This is a genomic window from Rhodospirillaceae bacterium (assembly GCA_018660465.1).
Taxonomy (GTDB): Bacteria; Pseudomonadota; Alphaproteobacteria; order Rhodospirillales; family JABJKH01; genus JABJKH01.
In genome coordinates, this window is the sequence record JABJKH010000097.1 from 41715 (window position 1) to 56768 (window position 15054).

The window sequence follows — 15054 nt, forward strand, 5'->3', positions numbered from 1 at the left end:
CCCATGACACCGTTTGGAGAAAAAGTTCGTGAACATCGGGATCGTTGCGGCATGACCATGAAAGAAATGGCCGCAGGGTTGGGCGTATCGAGCGCATATTTATCAGCGCTGGAGCATGGCAATCGCGGCCGACCTGCGCCGGGGCTGATCATGCAAATTTGTGAGTTGTTGGAACTGATCTGGGATGAAGCCGAAGAAGTGAAGCGTCTTGCAGCACTGTCTCATCCGCGTATCGTTGTCGATACCGCGGGCTTAACGCCGAAGGCAACAGAGCTCGCCAACACCTTGGCCGAACGCATTGGTGATTTGGACGAAGACACCATCGAATGGATTTTGGATGAAATTCGCGGCAGGCTTGGGTCAAGCCGAGGTCCCACCCATTGAGATGTTCTAATGATTAACGTCTCTGGACTTCGTAAATCCTTTGGTTCTGTCACGGCTTTGGATGGGATAAATTTCAAAGCCCAGGATGGCGAAGTCACCGGCCTGATTGGCCCTAACGGGGCTGGTAAAACAACAGCACTCCGAATTCTTTACACCGTCATGCAACCCGATTCGGGCGCAGCTGAGATTGATGATTTTGATACTGTGTCGCACCGCCAAGAAGTTCAGCGCCGGATTGGTGTCTTACCGGACAGCCGAGGCCTTTATCCCCGTCTGACCGCGCGCGAACACATTCGATACTATGGCCGCCTACATGGCATGGGCGGCAAGGCGTTAGAAGCGCAAATTGATACCCTGGTTGAGGCTTTGGGCATGGGCGAATTTGCGGATCGTCGTGCCAAGGGATTTTCCAAAGGCCAAGTGCGCAAGGTCGCTCTCGCCCGCGCCATGGTACATGAGCCAAAAAACCTTCTTTTGGACGAACCTACTAATGGCCTAGATATCGCCAGCTCCCGCGCCGTGCACCAACTCATTCGTGATCTTAAATCAAAAGGTTGCTGCGTTTTGTTCTGTAGCCACATCATGCGCGAAGTGGCGGCGATTTCGGATCGGATTGTGGTGCTGTCGTCAGGACAAGTGGTCGCCCAAGGCACGGCTGATGAACTTTCTCAACAAACCGGCGAAAGCGATCTGGAAGAAATGTTTTTGTCGGTCACCGGCAGCCAGGAGGGCTGGTAAAATGTGGCGCGGCATTTTCGTTGTTTTCGCCAAGGAAGTGGTGGACAACATCCGCGACCGCCGTTCCCTAATGGTGGCGTTTATTTATCCGTTGTTAGGTCCGTTGATCTTAGGTGTGATCATTTCAATGGTCTCCAACGTGGTGCGAGTTAACCCGGAACGTCATGTCCAATTACCAGTAGTCGGGGCTGAACATGCGCCGCAATTAATGGCATTTCTAAAAAATAAAGGGGTTAATGTGGTGCCGGCACCGGCGGATGCTAAAGCTGCCGTTCGTGCTGGAAAAGCTAATAATATCCTCGTAGTACCAGAGAATTTTACCGCACAGTTTGGCGCAAAAAAGACCGCATCTGTAGACCTGATCGTCAATTCATCACGCCTTCCAGGGTTGATCGCCCTGAACCGAACTTTGGGTTGGCTTGGAGAGTATAACCAAATCGTCTGGGGCAAACGTATTTCTACCCACGGTGTAGATTTTCAAAAGCTGCGGCCGTTAACGATTAAAAACGTGAACGTCTCGTCCGGCACCCATATTGCAGAGGTCCTGCTGTTCATGGTCCCGCCGCTGTTCATTTTTAATTTGTTCATGGGCGGGGTGTACCTGGCGATGGACACCACATCCGGCGAACGCGAACGCGATAGTTTGGAGCCGCTGTTGATCAATCCTATTGAACGCTGGGGTTTGATGCTGGGTAAATTTTTGGCGGCTCTGTTGTTCACTGCCGCCGCTGTTGCCGTTCAATTGTTCGCATTTCAGATCGCCTTCAAGCTGGCCGGGGTTGGTAGTTTCAGCTTTGTGCATAATTTAAACGCCCTGACCATTGTTGGCATCATGCTGATGACCCTGCCCTTGATGATTGCAGCGGTCGGGATCCAGTTTGTTGTTGCGACAGTGACCACAAGTTTCAAAGAAGCCCAAACCTATTTGGGCCTGCTTCCCCTAGTCCCCGCGATCCCCGGCATGGCGTTGGTCTTTTCGCCGGTCCAGGTTCAAGACTGGATGATGGCCATCCCCTCATTTTCTCAGACTTTGTTATTAGGCCAAATGGTCCGTGGCGAATCCATAACACTCTCCGCAGTCGCAATCTCCATGGCGACAACGACCCTATTGGCAGGCGGACTGCTTTGGGTGGTGGCAAAACTTTACGAGCGGGAAGAGCTTATTTTTGGGAGTTAAAGAATAAACTTCCGCAAATCTGCATTCTTGGCTAGGTCTGTCACCGTACTGCGGACCAAGTCGGCGTCGATGGTGATGGCTTCGCCGCTGCGTTCGGAGGCGGTGAAGGAAATTTCTTCGAACAATTTTTCCATGACCGTATGCAAACGCCGGGCGCCGATATTCTCGACGCCTGAATTAATCTCGGCAGCCAGGTCGGCGATTTCATCGACCGCATCGTCGGTGATGGTGACAGTAACGTCTTCGACCCCCATCAACGCAATATACTGTTTAACCAGACTTGCTTCGGGTTCGGTTAATATGCGCACAAAGTCGTCCCGAGTGAGGGCTTGCAGTTCGACTCGAATGGGCAGTCGGCCTTGCAGTTCGGGCAACATGTCGGCGGGCTTGGAAATATGGAATGCGCCAGATGCAATGAATAAAACGTGGTCAGTATTAACAGAGCCGTGTTTGGTGCTGACCACGGTTCCTTCAATGAGAGGCAGGAGGTCACGTTGCACGCCTTCGCGGCTGACGTCGCCGCCTCGGGCTTCGCTGCGGGCTGAGATTTTGTCGATTTCATCTAAAAATACGATGCCGTTGTTTTCAACCAAATCAATGGCCTCGCGGACGACCTTATCTTCGTCTAACAGCTTGTCGCTCTCTTCTTCAATGAGCACGCTATAGGATTCGGCGACCGACATGCGCTTGTCCGCGGTGCGTCCGCCAAACGCGCCGCCGAGCATTTCATTTAGGTTGATCATGCCCATTTGGGATCCCGGCATTCCCGGAATATCAAATGTCGGCATGCCGGCACCGCCGGTTTCAGTGATTTTAATTTCCACTTCTTTGTCAGCCAGTTCACCTTCGCGCAGCATCTTGCGAAATTTTTGCCGGGTGTCGTCGCCTGCGGTTTCGCCAACCAACGCATCCAGGACTCGTTCTTCGGCCAGGGTTTCTGCCTTGGCGAGGACTTGTTTGCGCAGGCGATTGCGCACCATGTTGATGGCGCTTTCGACCAGGTCGCGGATGATCTGTTCGACATCGCGGCCGACATAGCCGACCTCGGTGAACTTGGTTGCTTCAACTTTGATGAATGGTGCCTGGGCCAGTTTCGCCAAGCGTCGGGCAATTTCAGTTTTGCCAACGCCGGTGGGCCCAATCATCAGAATATTTTTCGGCAGCACTTCGTCGCGAAGATCAGCATCCAGTTGCTGACGCCGCCAGCGATTACGCAGTGCAATGGCGACTGCACGCTTGGCATCGTTCTGGCCGACAATGAAACGGTCCAGTTCAGAAACAATTTCCCGAGGGGTGAAACTGGTCATAGGGTCTCCACGGTGAGTGAGCCATTGGTATAGATGCAAATTCCGGCGGCGATTTCCATGGCCTTTCGGGCGATGGCCTCGGCGTCCATGTCTTTTTGGTCGACTAAGGCGCGGGCCGCAGCCAAGGCGTAATTCCCGCCCGATCCAATCCCGATCAGGCCGTCTTCGGGCTCCAAGACATCGCCGGTGCCAGTCAAAACCAGGGAATTTTCTTTGTCAGCCACCGCCATCATGGCTTCCAAGCGGCGGAGATAGCGATCAGTCCGCCAGTCCTTGGCCATTTCAACACAGGCCCGAGTGAGCTGGCCGGGATACTGTTCGAGCTTGCCTTCGAGTCGTTCGAATAGAGTGAAGGCATCGGCGGTTGCACCTGCAAAACCAGTGATGACGCTGCCGTTCGCCAAGGTGCGGACTTTCTTGGCATTGGACTTAATGACTGTATCGGCGAGGCTCACTTGGCCGTCGCCAGCAATCACGACTTTGCCGTTTTTACGGACCGACAAAATAGTCGTGCCGTGCCAGAGGGGGATGTTTTGTTGGGTCATGGTCTTCAAGTATCCACGAACACCGCCGCGTGCAAGGCTTTTTGCGGCAGAATTCATCTATATAAACAATCGTTAACTAGTTTGGTGCAGGCTGGCGAAGCAAGGATGTTCCTGATAGAAGAAGTTTTAGAAGGCCAAATCAATGAAGGCCAAACCAATAAAGGAGCGCGCCATGCGCACGGCCACAGCCGAACGGGCGACGAAGGAAACCCAGATTACCGCGACCGTCAATTTGGACGGTACGGGGCAATATGATGTCTCGACGGGAATTGGTTTTTTGGACCACATGATGGAACAGCTTTCGCGTCACAGTTTGATGGACCTGGATCTTAAGGCTTCTGGCGATCTCCATATCGATATGCACCACACGGTCGAAGACACAGGCATCACCATTGGTGAAGCCATCGCTAAGGCTTTGGGTGATCGCAAGGGAATTTGCCGATATGCCTCGGCACACATTCCTATGGATGAAACGCTTACGCGGGTCGCGTTGGATTTTTCAGCGCGGCCATATTTGGTTTGGCGGGTCAAATTTCGTCGTCACAAAATTGGCGATATGGATACTGAACTGTTCAAAGAATGGTTTCAGGCCTTTGCTCAGGCGGCGGGCATGACTCTGCACGTCGAAAACATCTATGGGACAAATACCCATCACGTGATTGAATCCTGCTTTAAGGCTTTGGCGCGGGCGCTTCGTGATGCGATGGAAATTGATCCCCGAAAATCCGACGAGGTGCCCTCAACCAAGGGTGTCTTGGGCGGATCACTCTGAGCACGAACAGATAAGATAAATTCTCATGCGCTTGTATACCGTCCATTTTCGCCCTTATGGCCTCAACCCGGAGAAAAATCTGGTGCTGATCAAGGAAGGATTTTCTTGGTTGGGATTCTTTTTTTCTGGGTTTTGGGCCTTGGCGCATGGACTGTGGATTGCTGCTGGGGGCTTGTTCGTTGGCTCTGGTGTGCTGATAGGTATTCTAGTGCTGATTGAACCAACTCCGATTACGGAATTAGCAATCAGTCTAGGCTACGCGGTTCTTATCGGTTTTATCGCAAACGACCTTCACCGCTGGACGTTGGAACGACAGGATTATGATCTAGTTGGCGTGGTCTCAGGCGCTGGAATTGACGAGGCGGAGCAGCGATTTCTGGACAACGAACCGGAAAAAGCAGCAGCGGTATATTCATGAGTGTTGCAATTATAGATTATGGGTCAGGAAACCTGCGGTCTGCAGCCAAGGCATTTGAACGTGCTGTCAGTGAATTGGGCCTGAATATACCTGTTCAGGTGACGGATAATCCGGATGATTTAGCGGCAGCAAGCCGCATCGTATTGCCGGGCGTCGGTGCTTTTGGTGATTGTCGTCAAGGGTTAGATGCGGTTACCGGTATGACAGATGCCTTGGAAGAAGAGGTCATTCGCGGCGGAAAGCCGTTTTTGGGCATTTGTGTTGGTATGCAATTGATGGCGTCTTATGGCCGGGAACACGGGGATCACAAGGGATTGGGATGGGTTCCAGGCGAGGTCGTTCACCTAGCGCCCTCTGATTCCACGCTAAAGATTCCACACATGGGTTGGAATGATTTAAATTTTCTGGATAATCATCCTGTTACTAAAGATTTATCAGATGGTGACCATGCATATTTTGTCCACTCCTATCAATTTTCGTGCGATGATTCGCAACACCAGTTGTCTACAGTTGATTACGGCGAACGGGTGACAGCGATGATTGCCCGTGACAATATGGTTGGAACCCAGTTCCATCCGGAGAAAAGTCAAAGTGTGGGGTTGAAGTTGATTGCGAATTTTTTGAAGTGGCGGCCTTAAAATGATTCTTTTCCCCGCCATTGATTTAAAGGACGGGTGTTGCGTTCGTTTGCGCCAAGGAGACATGGAGCAAGCAACGGTTTTTAGCGACAACCCCGCAGAAATGGCTAAGAATTTTGAAAAAGCGGGCTGCGAGTGGATTCATGTCGTTGATTTGAATGGCGCTTTTGCGGGTAATTCAGTCAATGGTGAGGCCATTGAGGCAATCTTGGGTGCGGTAAATATTCCAATTCAGTTGGGCGGCGGCATTCGCACTCTGGAAGACATGAAATATTGGTTGGACAAAGGGGTGGCCCGCGTCATTCTTGGAACCATCGCGATTAAAAATCCGGAATTGGTCTTGAAGGTCTGCAAACACTACGGCGATAAGATTGCGATTGGTATTGATGCCCGTGGCGGTCAAGTGGCGGTCGAGGGATGGGCTGAAACCTCATCCATGCACGCGCTTGATCTGGCGATGATGTTTGAAGGATCGGGTGCCGGGGCGATCATTTATACCGATATTGATAAGGATGGCCTGATGGAAGGCCCCAACATTGAAATGACGGAGGTTTTGGCCCAATCAACGTCGACACCGATCATATTATCAGGCGGCATTTCTTCCATCGATGATCTTTATGGTGTCTACGAATTATTGGGACCAATCTTGCATGGCGCGATTAGTGGTCGTGCGATTTACGATGGTCAGTTGGATCCCAAAGAAGCGGTCGAAATGTTGAAGGGCGAATAGTGTGGGGGGCCGATGTTAAAGGCTCGCGTCATTCCTTGTCTAGATGTTGAAGGAGGCCGCGTTGTCAAAGGCGTAAACTTCGTTGATTTAGTGGACGCCGGTGATCCGGTTGAACAGGCCCGGGTCTATGACCAAGCGGGGGCCGACGAGCTTACATTTCTAGATATCACCGCCAGCCATGAAGACCGAGATACAATCTTGGATGTGGTTCGTCATACGGCTGAGGAATGCTTCATGCCGGTCACCGTGGGCGGCGGCATTCGGACCATAGATGATATTCGGCGGCTTTTACTTGCCGGTGCGGATAAGGTTTCGATCAACACCGCAGCCGTCCATAATCCCCAATTCGTTAAGGAAGCGGCGGAAAAGTTTGGCTCTCAATGCATCGTCGTTTCGGTTGACGCTAAGTCAGTGGCTGAAAACAAGTTCGAAATTTTTACTCACGGCGGGCGCAACGCCACCGGAATTGACGCTGTTGAATGGTCACAGCGTATGGTCGAGTACGGTGCCGGCGAAATTCTGCTGACCTCCATGGATCGGGATGGGACAAAGATCGGCTTTAATATTCCGTTGACCCGCGCAATTTCCGATGCGGTCACGGTTCCGGTTATTGCGTCGGGTGGGGTTGGGACTTTGGATCACTTGGTCGAAGGAATTGTTGAGGGTCATGCGTCCGCTGTACTTGCGGCCTCGATTTTTCACTTTGGAACCTATACCATCGCCGAAGCCAAGGCGCATATGAAGGCAGCAGGTGTTGCCGTGCGCGAAGTAGCAGGGGCCTGATCATGACCAAGGATGGTAATACGGCAGAAGTACTGGAGCGCTTGTTCGACGTCATCGAAACAAGGCGCGGTGCAGATGCCAATTCTTCCTATACGGCAAGCCTGCTTGCCGAGGGCACGGAAAAAATCGCCCAAAAATTGGGGGAAGAAGCAATTGAAACGATTGTTGCTGCTTTGAGCGAGACCCCAGAACGTGTAAGCAGCGAAAGTGCAGATCTGTTATATCATTTGATGGTTCTTTGGGCCGACGTCGGAATTGATCCGTCGGATGTCTGGGCCGAATTGGCTGGTCGTGAAGGAACTTCAGGGATTGCCGAGAAAGCAGCCCGTAAGGCTTAATTTGCGTGAGGGGGGACGTCCATGGCATACGACAAAGAAAACATCTTCGCCAAAATCTTACGCGGCGAAATACCGTGTAAAAAAGTGCATGAGACCAAACATTCACTGGCCTTTTATGATGTCGATCCTCAGGCCCCCACCCATGTCTTGGTCATACCCAAGGGGCGCTATATGTCGATGGATGATTTTTCCCAAAACGCTGGCGATAATGAGATTGCCGATCTGGTTCGTGCTGTTGGTGCGGTGGCGCGAAAGCTGGGTGTGGCAGACGACGGCTATCGGATTCTGGCCAACCACGGCGACAATGCGCATCAAGAAGTCCCACACTTTCATGTTCATATATTTGGCGGGCGTGAGTTAGGGCCGATGCTAAAAAAGGCCTAGAATTTGGCCGTGACTAAATTTTTCCCCGGCGCAATGCGGCGATAGGCTAAGGCCTCCGCGATATGAATTCGAGCGACGGGCCCGCCACCCTCCAAATCTGCCAATGTTCGGGCAACCCGTAATACCCGGTGATAGCCGCGCGCAGATAGCCGCATGCGGTCAGCAGCTTCCAACAGCAGCCGCCGGCCTTCATCGTCCGGGGCTGCGACCTTTTCCAGCAATGCACCATCTGCTTCGGCATTGGTGCGAATGGGCTTTTCGCCGCCGAATTCTCGATAGCGATCTTTTTGTAACGCACGCGCATTGGTGACCCGGGTAGCGACACTTTCGCTTGGCTCGGATGGAGGCGGCTGAGAAAGGTCTAGCGGATTGACGGCCGGGACATCGACATGCAAATCAATTCGGTCGAAGAGAGGGCCAGAAATTTTCGCCTGATAATCGGCTGCGCACTTGGGGGCCCGAGTACACGCTTGGGCGGGGTCATCCAGATAACCGCACCGGCAAGGGTTCATCGCGGCGATCAACTGAAATCGTGCAGGGTAAGTTACGTGGGCATTTGCACGAGCCACAGTAGTTTGCCCAGTTTCCATCGGCTGACGCAATGCTTCCAGAGCAGCACGCTGGAATTCTGGCAATTCGTCGAGGAATAGGACGCCAAGATGCGCAAGCGAGACCTCGCCTGGCTTGGCTCGAAGACCGCCGCCGACAAGCGACGGCATGGACGCCGAATGATGCGGATCGCGAAATGGCCGGTGAGGTGTTGGTCCTGTTTCGCTTAAACCTCCCGACAAGCTGCGGATCATGCTGACCTCGAGAGTTTCTCGAGCGTCGAGAGAGGGTAGAATCCCAGGTAAACGTTGTGCGAGCATAGATTTGCCAGCGCCCGGCGGGCCAACCATCAGCATATTATGACCCCCTGCCGCCGCAATTTCCAACGCGCGTTTGGCGCTTTCTTGTCCTTTGATGTCAGCGAGATCGGGATATCTGGGAGCGGTATCGCGGATGGACGGGGTGGGAACATGAAGCACCTGTGTTCCCTTAAAATGATTAATCAATGCTAATAAATTTGTCGGCGCAAGAATTCGCACATCGCCTGCCCAGGCCGCTTCGCCACCTTGCGCGGCCGGACAAATCAGGCCGCGGTCTTTCGAGTTCGCGTGAATGGCGGCGGGTAGGACACCTGCGACTGGTGCCAAAAGGCCATCCAGCGCCAATTCACCCAAGGCTGTGAATTCGCGAATTTCGTCGGCGGGCAAGACATCCATGGTCGCCAACAGCCCAAGGGCAATCGGCAGATCAAAATGAGACCCTTCTTTCAAAACATCGGCGGGGGATAAATTGACGGTAATCCGCTTTGGCGGCAGTGCCAATCCCATGGCGCTTAAGGCAGCGCGCACTCGTTCTCGGCTTTCGGCGACGGCTTTATCTGGCAATCCGACGACCTGAAAGTTGGGTATGCCTGACGACATCTGAACCTGGACGTCAACATCCAACACATCTATTCCCTGAAAAGCGACGGTGTTCACCCGTGCAACCATGACTTCCGACTCCCCACATTATTGTTACCAAAGATATGCGAGGGCTAGAGGGGTTTTTTAAGAAGAGAGCTGGTGAGGATGCCGCTTTGGCTTACGAACACCGGGCGGACGACCCTTAATATGTTCTAATTCTTTGAGTTGGCTTTTGAGCGTGGCAACGTCTTTGTTCAGCGTTGTTAATTGTTTGCCCGCGTTGTCTGGAATATGAGCCAAGTTTAGAAGCCGATCTTCTAACTTGGCAATTTTTATAGCTAGGTTTTTAATTTTGAGGTTGGTTGAATCCAACGAATGAGTAGTTTTGACGGCGTGGCCCTCGACAAACTCCTGGGTTTCATGTCGAACCTTTTGAGAAGAATCTGCGACCATCCAAATTGCAGTTAAGCCAACGGCAAGACCTGCACAAGCAAATAAAAGTGTAACGCTAAGCATTAAAATCGTCTCCTGATGTATTCTACAAACGGAGTTTAAATTTTTGGTGAGGAGAGTTCTTTCCTCACGCCCGAAGATGCTACGACCTCAGGCTTAAGAAACGGTTTAATGATTCCAATTTTTTGGAATTTCTTCGCACAGAAGACGGAAATACGTGTCAGGTCCTTTCATAGTCATCGGTGAGACCAAATTTGACCCCAGGTATTAACCCAGACTAGGAGAACGAAAATGTTTGAACTTAAAAACACCAAAAAGACAAATTCGAAATCCGAAAACCGTATTGACTACTACGAAAATAGTCGCAAAAGAGCCGACCGTGAATTCGAATTTGAAATCCTCGTCCCTGCACACTGGTCAACTGAATTGTAAATCGAGACTGTCGGTTAATTGCCGGCTGTTATTTGCTCTGAGACCCGGCAAATAACGGAGTCATACCAATTGCCAAGAGACACGCCGTCCGTTCTCCTGGTCAAGGGTCTCAGACAGACGGCGCACTGCCCCGGCTCTGCGGACCCAAATTTATTTGGTGGACGTAGGGCCGGGGTTATTTTTGGGCCAAAAGGTGTTCAATAGTCCCCTTTTTTATTAAACACAGCCTAATTATGGCAAAATAAAGCCCTGATCCTTCCATAGCTACTAATAGAGACCTTTAAACCCATAACCCAAGACCAGGAGAATTGATATGCAGAAGCTAAACAGTTTTTACGGCACCGAAGGTATGGCGATCTATCGCGGTTTTCTCATGCAAGTGCAGTTACAATCCCAATCGTTCGGCTTGATTATTGCGACGGGACTCGGCGTATGGGCAACCTTGATGTCTGGAATGTATCTCTTTGGCTAAACTTGCCTGAGAAACTAATCTCACCCAAACTATGTCCCACCCAGCCGTGCTTCAATAGCATCCCAAATTTGGCCTTCAAGTGAAACTCCATCGTATCGGTTAATTTCTTGGAGGCCCGTCGGGGAGGTGACATTAATTTCTGTGAGGTAATCACCAATAACATCAATACCGACAAAAATGAGACCGCGCTCTTTCAGGGCCGGGCCAATGGTGGTGCAGATTTCCTTTTCACGGTCGGTCAGGGTCGACTGGAAAGCCGTCCCGCCGACATGCATGTTGGAACGCGCTTCGCCTTCTTTTGGTACGCGATTAATTGCGCCGGCAGGCACACCATCAATAAGGATAATTCGTTTGTCGCCTTGGCGAACTTCCGGCAGGTAGGCCTGAACAATCGCCGGTTCCGAGTTGCGTTCCAAGAACAGTTCCAGCAGAGATGAAAGATTTTCATCATCTGGCGTGATATGGAACACACCGGCACCGCCATTGCCATAAAGCGGCTTGACGATGATGTCTTCATGTTTGGTCCTGAACGCCGTGACCTGATCGATATCACGTGAAATCAACGTCGGCGGCATGAGATCAGGGAAATTGGTCACAAATAATTTTTCCGGCGCGTTACGGACGTTGGCCGGATCATTAACAACCAAGGTATCGGGGTGGATATGCTCCAACAGGTGGGTTGCCGTGATGTAGCCCATGTCAAACGGCGGATCTTGCCGCATCAGAACCACATCCATGGACTTAAGATTTAGGGTCTCAAAATCCCCTAAGGTAAAATGATCCCCCATCTTGCGTTGTACGCTAAGCGCCCGCGCCCGCGCGACGACGTGTCCGTCCACCAGAGACAAATGTTCAGGGAGGTAATGATAAAGCTTATAGCCCCGAAGCTGGGCCTCCAACGCTAAGACGAAACTGCTGTCGCCCTCTATATCGATGGATTCGATGGGGTCCATTTGTATGGCCACCTGAAGACTCATGGTTTATGCCCTAAAATGTTTTGGGGAAGTATTTTTAGTTAAGTCGCGCACGCAGTTCTTGCAACAAATTCGTCGTGCTGTAACGGGCAGAATCACCCGTATCCAGGCGAATATATTCTTCCAGCGCTGCCACGGCCTGTTTTACGTTATCGATGCGGGCGTACAGCAACCCAGCCTCACGCCATAATTTAGGCTGGTCCGGCGCAAACAACAACATGCCCTCTAAGGTTTCCAGGGCTTCGTCCAAATTCTTTTCACGTAACTGGCGGACCTTAATATTATTCTGAACACGCAGCAAAATGTCGCGGTTGTTTGCCGCATCATACAAGGTGGGACTCAGTTCCGCGTGATTACCCACAACGGCCTTCAGCAAATCCCTTAAATCACGTGCCGTTACCACACCGCCCCCGGCGTAGGGATCGATCAATATGCGTTCACCAAGGTGTTCCAGGCGCAGCAAAAAACGCCCCGGAAAGTCGATACCTTCGGCTTTCCAACCAAGCCCTGTCGCGACGTGAAGGTAGATTATGCACATGAGAACCGGCAGTCCGGAGCGCCGATCAATGACGTGCGACAGATTGGCGCTATCAGGATCATCAAACGCTTCTTCTGTTCCAAGATACCCATACCGGCGAGAAATAACTTGGTGGAGCGCTTCGACCCTAAGCTCTAAATCTGGGTCTTCTTGGTCAATCTTGGCATAGCGCCCGACTTCAGAAACCAAGCGCTTCAAATGCCGACGATAGGGCTCCAGTTTCAGGCCCGGACGCCCAACAAATGACAACCAAAGGGCTGCATCGGAAAGATTAATCTCATGATCGGCTTGTTTGCCGATTCGGGTCAGGCGGGTTCGAATGTTGGCAGACGGCCGCATCACTGAAGCCTTTCGCTTTTTAACCGCACATGGCTCACAACTTTGCGGACATAGCTAATGGCACGGGCATGGCCCTTAACCCGATTGAGTTCTGCCGTATTTTGGGCAATTCCGATCAGGTAGACCGTGCCGTTCACAGTTTCGATGGCGTAGTTAATGGCAAAAATATTTTTATCAAAGGTCACCTTGGTTTTTAGCTGTGCCGTAATCCACGAATCTCGGGTCAGGTCCCACACACCGGAATTTGCGATTTGAATTTCGTTGTAGACTTTTTTTACGCCGGGCACTTTCCAGGTGAGGCGCACAGCTTCGGCGCCGAGTTTTTCGTGTTCTTTGGAGAGCACACCGGTTATCAGCGCGCGGCCTTCGTAAACTTCGATGCTAACCCGTGCCGGAATTCGGACATTAAACTCCGTCCAGTTATGAATGATATTGAATTCTATCCGAGTATCGATGGCGGCGGTTTCCAGTCCTCTTTCTTGTGCGGCACCAACGCCTGTGGCCGCGCCGGCACCAATAGCGGTCGAGCATCCACTGAGGGCAACAGCGATTGCCAAAATGCTGCCTAAAGAACGAAATTTCGACCTCGATGCCTTCGTCGCCATACTAAATCCTTTTTAAGATGCGAATCCTGAAATCAGTTTACCGGGTTTTGCCTGCTAACGGGAAGAGCTTGTTTGAGGAATTATTGTCCTTCCCGCCAGGCATCGGTTAAGTGGCGCGGCCACGAACCCGGCACGATTAGCATGGCATCAAACCGCATATCCATATCTGAAAGCCCGGGAAATTTTGCGATGTAAGCTTGTGCCGCCCGGGTAATTCGTTCGCGCTGGCGAAAGCTTAAGGACTCGGCGGCCTCTGTTTGGCTCCTACGGGCCTTGACTTCAACGAACACAAGCAGTCGACCGCGTCGGGCGATGATGTCGATCTCCCCAACGGGAACGCGAAAACCTCGAGCCAATATTCGATAGCCCTTCAGCCGCAGGACCCAGGCGCAAATCGTTTCCGCAAATCGCCCCCGTTGCCAGGCCTGTCGCTTGGTTTTCGCTGGTCTCATAAATTATTTGGGCTCATAAATTATTTTTTTAAGTGCTAACGCGCGGGCATAGACGTCTCGTTTTGGCCATCCAGTCACTTCGGCAACCTCGGCGGTGGCATCTCGGACACTTGCCGCTTTCAATGCCTCAACCAGCATTTCGTCTATATCTTCAGCTGTCGCAGTCTGTTCGGCTTTTGGCGGACCGACCACAATTGTGATTTCGCCTTTGGGCGCACCTTCGGCGGCGTATGTTTCGGCCAGAACCTCCAAAGAATCTCGCCGCACTTCCTCGAACATCTTAGTCAGTTCACGGGTCACGGCGGCCGGGCGGGGGCCTAAGATTTCGGCCATATCTGCTAGGGACGTTGCCAATCGTTTGGCCGATTCCAAAAATATTAAGGTGGCGGGTGTGTTGGCCAGTTCCCCCAGAGCCTTTTTCCGCTTTCCGGATTTACTTGGCAGAAATCCAGCAAATAGAAACCGGTCTGAGGGCAGGCCAGAGAGGACCAAAGCCGTCAAAGTCGCGGATGGTCCGGGCAACGCAGTTACCGGCAAGCCCTCATCGGCAAAGGCTTGAACCAAATTTAAACCCGGATCAGAAACCACTGGCGTACCGGCATCTGATACCAGCGCCACGGTTTCGCCGTTTTTTACGCGCTTTATAATCGCTGGCCGCGCCTTTTCAGCATTATGTTCGTGATAGGGGATCAACTTGGCGGAAATGTCATGAAGACTCAAAAGCTTGCCTGTGACCCGCGTATCTTCGCAGGCGATGACATCACATGTTCGCAACACATCCAGCGCGCGCAGGGTGATATCCCGGGCATTGCCGATTGGTGTGGCGACAACGTAAAGCCCAGGTTGAGGTTTTTTAGCGAGTGGTTTACTCAGTCCGTGTGGGTCGGTAGGCTCTTCCTGTTCGGTCTCTTGAGACCGATTGGGACCGCGAGAATGTAAGGGGGCGACGGATGCGTGGTTCGGGTTCTCACCCGTTGATTTTTGGGAGTCGGTTTCCTGGGGATTTTGTCTCTGGGATTTGGGTCGTGGCATGTCTCGCCGCCATGGGTCTTTTATTGTCCGGCTGTAAGTCTTCAGAATTACCCGGGTGGAAGCAACTAAATTCAGTCATGGATGGTGGCTCA

The 15054-nt window shown here is 51.9% G+C and carries 21 protein-coding genes; 12 read left to right on the forward strand and 9 right to left on the reverse strand.

Going from position 1 to position 15054, the window contains the following annotated elements; all coding sequences use genetic code 11:
• The first annotated feature begins 3 nt into the window (after positions 1 to 3).
• Genes HOM51_17115 through HOM51_17125 form a run of 3 tightly spaced genes read left to right on the forward strand, consistent with a single transcriptional unit; the run spans position 4 to position 2299 of the window.
• Positions 4 to 384 carry a helix-turn-helix transcriptional regulator gene (locus HOM51_17115; protein ID MBT5036237.1) on the forward strand — a complete coding sequence of 127 codons (381 nt, stop codon included), beginning with the start codon at positions 4 to 6 and terminating at the stop codon, positions 382 to 384.
• 9 nt (positions 385 to 393) lie between these two features.
• Positions 394 to 1122, forward strand: a complete 729-nt coding sequence (locus tag HOM51_17120) for an ATP-binding cassette domain-containing protein (protein ID MBT5036238.1) — start codon at positions 394 to 396, stop codon at positions 1120 to 1122.
• Between the two features lies 1 nt (position 1123).
• A complete protein-coding gene (locus HOM51_17125) occupies positions 1124 to 2299 on the forward strand; it encodes an ABC transporter permease (GenBank protein MBT5036239.1) in 1176 nt (391 codons plus the stop codon).
• On the opposite strand, the gene hslU is transcribed toward HOM51_17125, so the two are convergent.
• Together hslU and hslV are read right to left on the reverse strand one after the other, a co-directional pair.
• Positions 2296 to 3606: an ATP-dependent protease ATPase subunit HslU gene (gene hslU, locus HOM51_17130; GenBank protein ID MBT5036240.1), complete on the reverse strand. Its 1311-nt coding sequence runs from the start codon at positions 3604 to 3606 to the stop codon at positions 2296 to 2298. The genes HOM51_17125 and hslU overlap by 4 nt on opposite strands.
• Positions 3603 to 4151 (reverse strand): ATP-dependent protease subunit HslV, encoded by a 549-nt coding sequence (gene hslV, locus HOM51_17135; GenBank protein MBT5036241.1) that lies wholly within the window; start codon positions 4149 to 4151, stop codon positions 3603 to 3605. The genes hslU and hslV overlap by 4 nt, the downstream gene beginning before the upstream one ends.
• Before the next feature lie 172 nt (positions 4152 to 4323).
• On the opposite strand from hslV, the gene hisB reads away from it, so the two are divergent.
• From hisB to HOM51_17170, 7 genes are read left to right on the forward strand one after another with little or no spacing between them, the layout of a single operon-like run.
• Complete coding sequence (gene hisB, locus HOM51_17140) at positions 4324 to 4923, forward strand: imidazoleglycerol-phosphate dehydratase HisB (protein MBT5036242.1); 600 nt, start codon at positions 4324 to 4326, stop codon at positions 4921 to 4923.
• 25 nt (positions 4924 to 4948) lie between these two features.
• A complete protein-coding gene (locus HOM51_17145; protein MBT5036243.1) occupies positions 4949 to 5341 on the forward strand; it encodes a DUF2628 domain-containing protein in 393 nt (130 codons plus the stop codon).
• Positions 5338 to 5979 carry an imidazole glycerol phosphate synthase subunit HisH gene (gene hisH / locus HOM51_17150; protein MBT5036244.1) on the forward strand — a complete coding sequence of 214 codons (642 nt, stop codon included), beginning with the start codon at positions 5338 to 5340 and terminating at the stop codon, positions 5977 to 5979. The genes HOM51_17145 and hisH overlap by 4 nt, the downstream gene beginning before the upstream one ends.
• A 1-nt stretch (position 5980) precedes the next feature.
• Entirely contained in the window at positions 5981 to 6709 is a 729-nt protein-coding gene (hisA, locus tag HOM51_17155; protein MBT5036245.1) for a 1-(5-phosphoribosyl)-5-[(5-phosphoribosylamino)methylideneamino]imidazole-4-carboxamide isomerase, read from the forward strand.
• Positions 6710 to 6721: 12 nt separating this feature from the next.
• Positions 6722 to 7492, forward strand: coding sequence for an imidazole glycerol phosphate synthase subunit HisF (hisF, locus tag HOM51_17160; GenBank protein MBT5036246.1), 771 nt, complete (start codon positions 6722 to 6724; stop codon positions 7490 to 7492).
• Between the two features lie 2 nt (positions 7493 to 7494).
• Entirely contained in the window at positions 7495 to 7830 is a 336-nt protein-coding gene (locus tag HOM51_17165; protein MBT5036247.1) for a phosphoribosyl-ATP diphosphatase, read from the forward strand.
• Positions 7831 to 7851: 21 nt separating this feature from the next.
• Positions 7852 to 8214: a histidine triad nucleotide-binding protein gene (locus HOM51_17170; GenBank protein ID MBT5036248.1), complete on the forward strand. Its 363-nt coding sequence runs from the start codon at positions 7852 to 7854 to the stop codon at positions 8212 to 8214.
• Here the strand turns inward: HOM51_17170 and HOM51_17175 are convergent.
• Both HOM51_17175 and HOM51_17180 read right to left on the reverse strand, forming a co-directional pair.
• Positions 8211 to 9752, reverse strand: a complete 1542-nt coding sequence (locus HOM51_17175) for a YifB family Mg chelatase-like AAA ATPase (GenBank protein MBT5036249.1) — start codon at positions 9750 to 9752, stop codon at positions 8211 to 8213. The genes HOM51_17170 and HOM51_17175 overlap by 4 nt on opposite strands.
• A 57-nt stretch (positions 9753 to 9809) precedes the next feature.
• A complete protein-coding gene (locus HOM51_17180) occupies positions 9810 to 10181 on the reverse strand; it encodes a hypothetical protein (GenBank protein MBT5036250.1) in 372 nt (123 codons plus the stop codon).
• A 228-nt stretch (positions 10182 to 10409) separates the two neighbouring features.
• Here HOM51_17180 and HOM51_17185 point away from each other — a divergent pair, with 228 nt between their 5' ends.
• Both HOM51_17185 and HOM51_17190 read left to right on the forward strand, forming a co-directional pair.
• Positions 10410 to 10550, forward strand: a complete 141-nt coding sequence (locus HOM51_17185) for a hypothetical protein (protein MBT5036251.1) — start codon at positions 10410 to 10412, stop codon at positions 10548 to 10550.
• 313 nt (positions 10551 to 10863) lie between these two features.
• Positions 10864 to 11022: a hypothetical protein gene (locus HOM51_17190; GenBank protein ID MBT5036252.1), complete on the forward strand. Its 159-nt coding sequence runs from the start codon at positions 10864 to 10866 to the stop codon at positions 11020 to 11022.
• Between the two features lie 29 nt (positions 11023 to 11051).
• On the opposite strand, the gene gshB is transcribed toward HOM51_17190, so the two are convergent.
• The 5 genes from gshB to rsmI form a co-directional block, all read right to left on the reverse strand.
• Complete coding sequence (gene gshB / locus HOM51_17195; protein ID MBT5036253.1) at positions 11052 to 11999, reverse strand: glutathione synthase; 948 nt, start codon at positions 11997 to 11999, stop codon at positions 11052 to 11054.
• A gap of 34 nt (positions 12000 to 12033) precedes the next feature.
• Positions 12034 to 12873: a tetratricopeptide repeat protein gene (locus HOM51_17200; protein ID MBT5036254.1), complete on the reverse strand. Its 840-nt coding sequence runs from the start codon at positions 12871 to 12873 to the stop codon at positions 12034 to 12036.
• Positions 12873 to 13478 carry a BON domain-containing protein gene (locus tag HOM51_17205; GenBank protein ID MBT5036255.1) on the reverse strand — a complete coding sequence of 202 codons (606 nt, stop codon included), beginning with the start codon at positions 13476 to 13478 and terminating at the stop codon, positions 12873 to 12875. Before HOM51_17205 ends, HOM51_17200 begins: the two co-directional genes overlap by 1 nt.
• An 80-nt stretch (positions 13479 to 13558) precedes the next feature.
• On the reverse strand, positions 13559 to 13930 hold the full coding sequence (locus HOM51_17210) for a YraN family protein (protein ID MBT5036256.1): 372 nt from the start codon (positions 13928 to 13930) through the stop codon (positions 13559 to 13561).
• A gap of 3 nt (positions 13931 to 13933) precedes the next feature.
• Entirely contained in the window at positions 13934 to 14962 is a 1029-nt protein-coding gene (gene rsmI / locus HOM51_17215) for a 16S rRNA (cytidine(1402)-2'-O)-methyltransferase (GenBank protein ID MBT5036257.1), read from the reverse strand.
• Positions 14963 to 15054 lie beyond the last annotated feature (92 nt).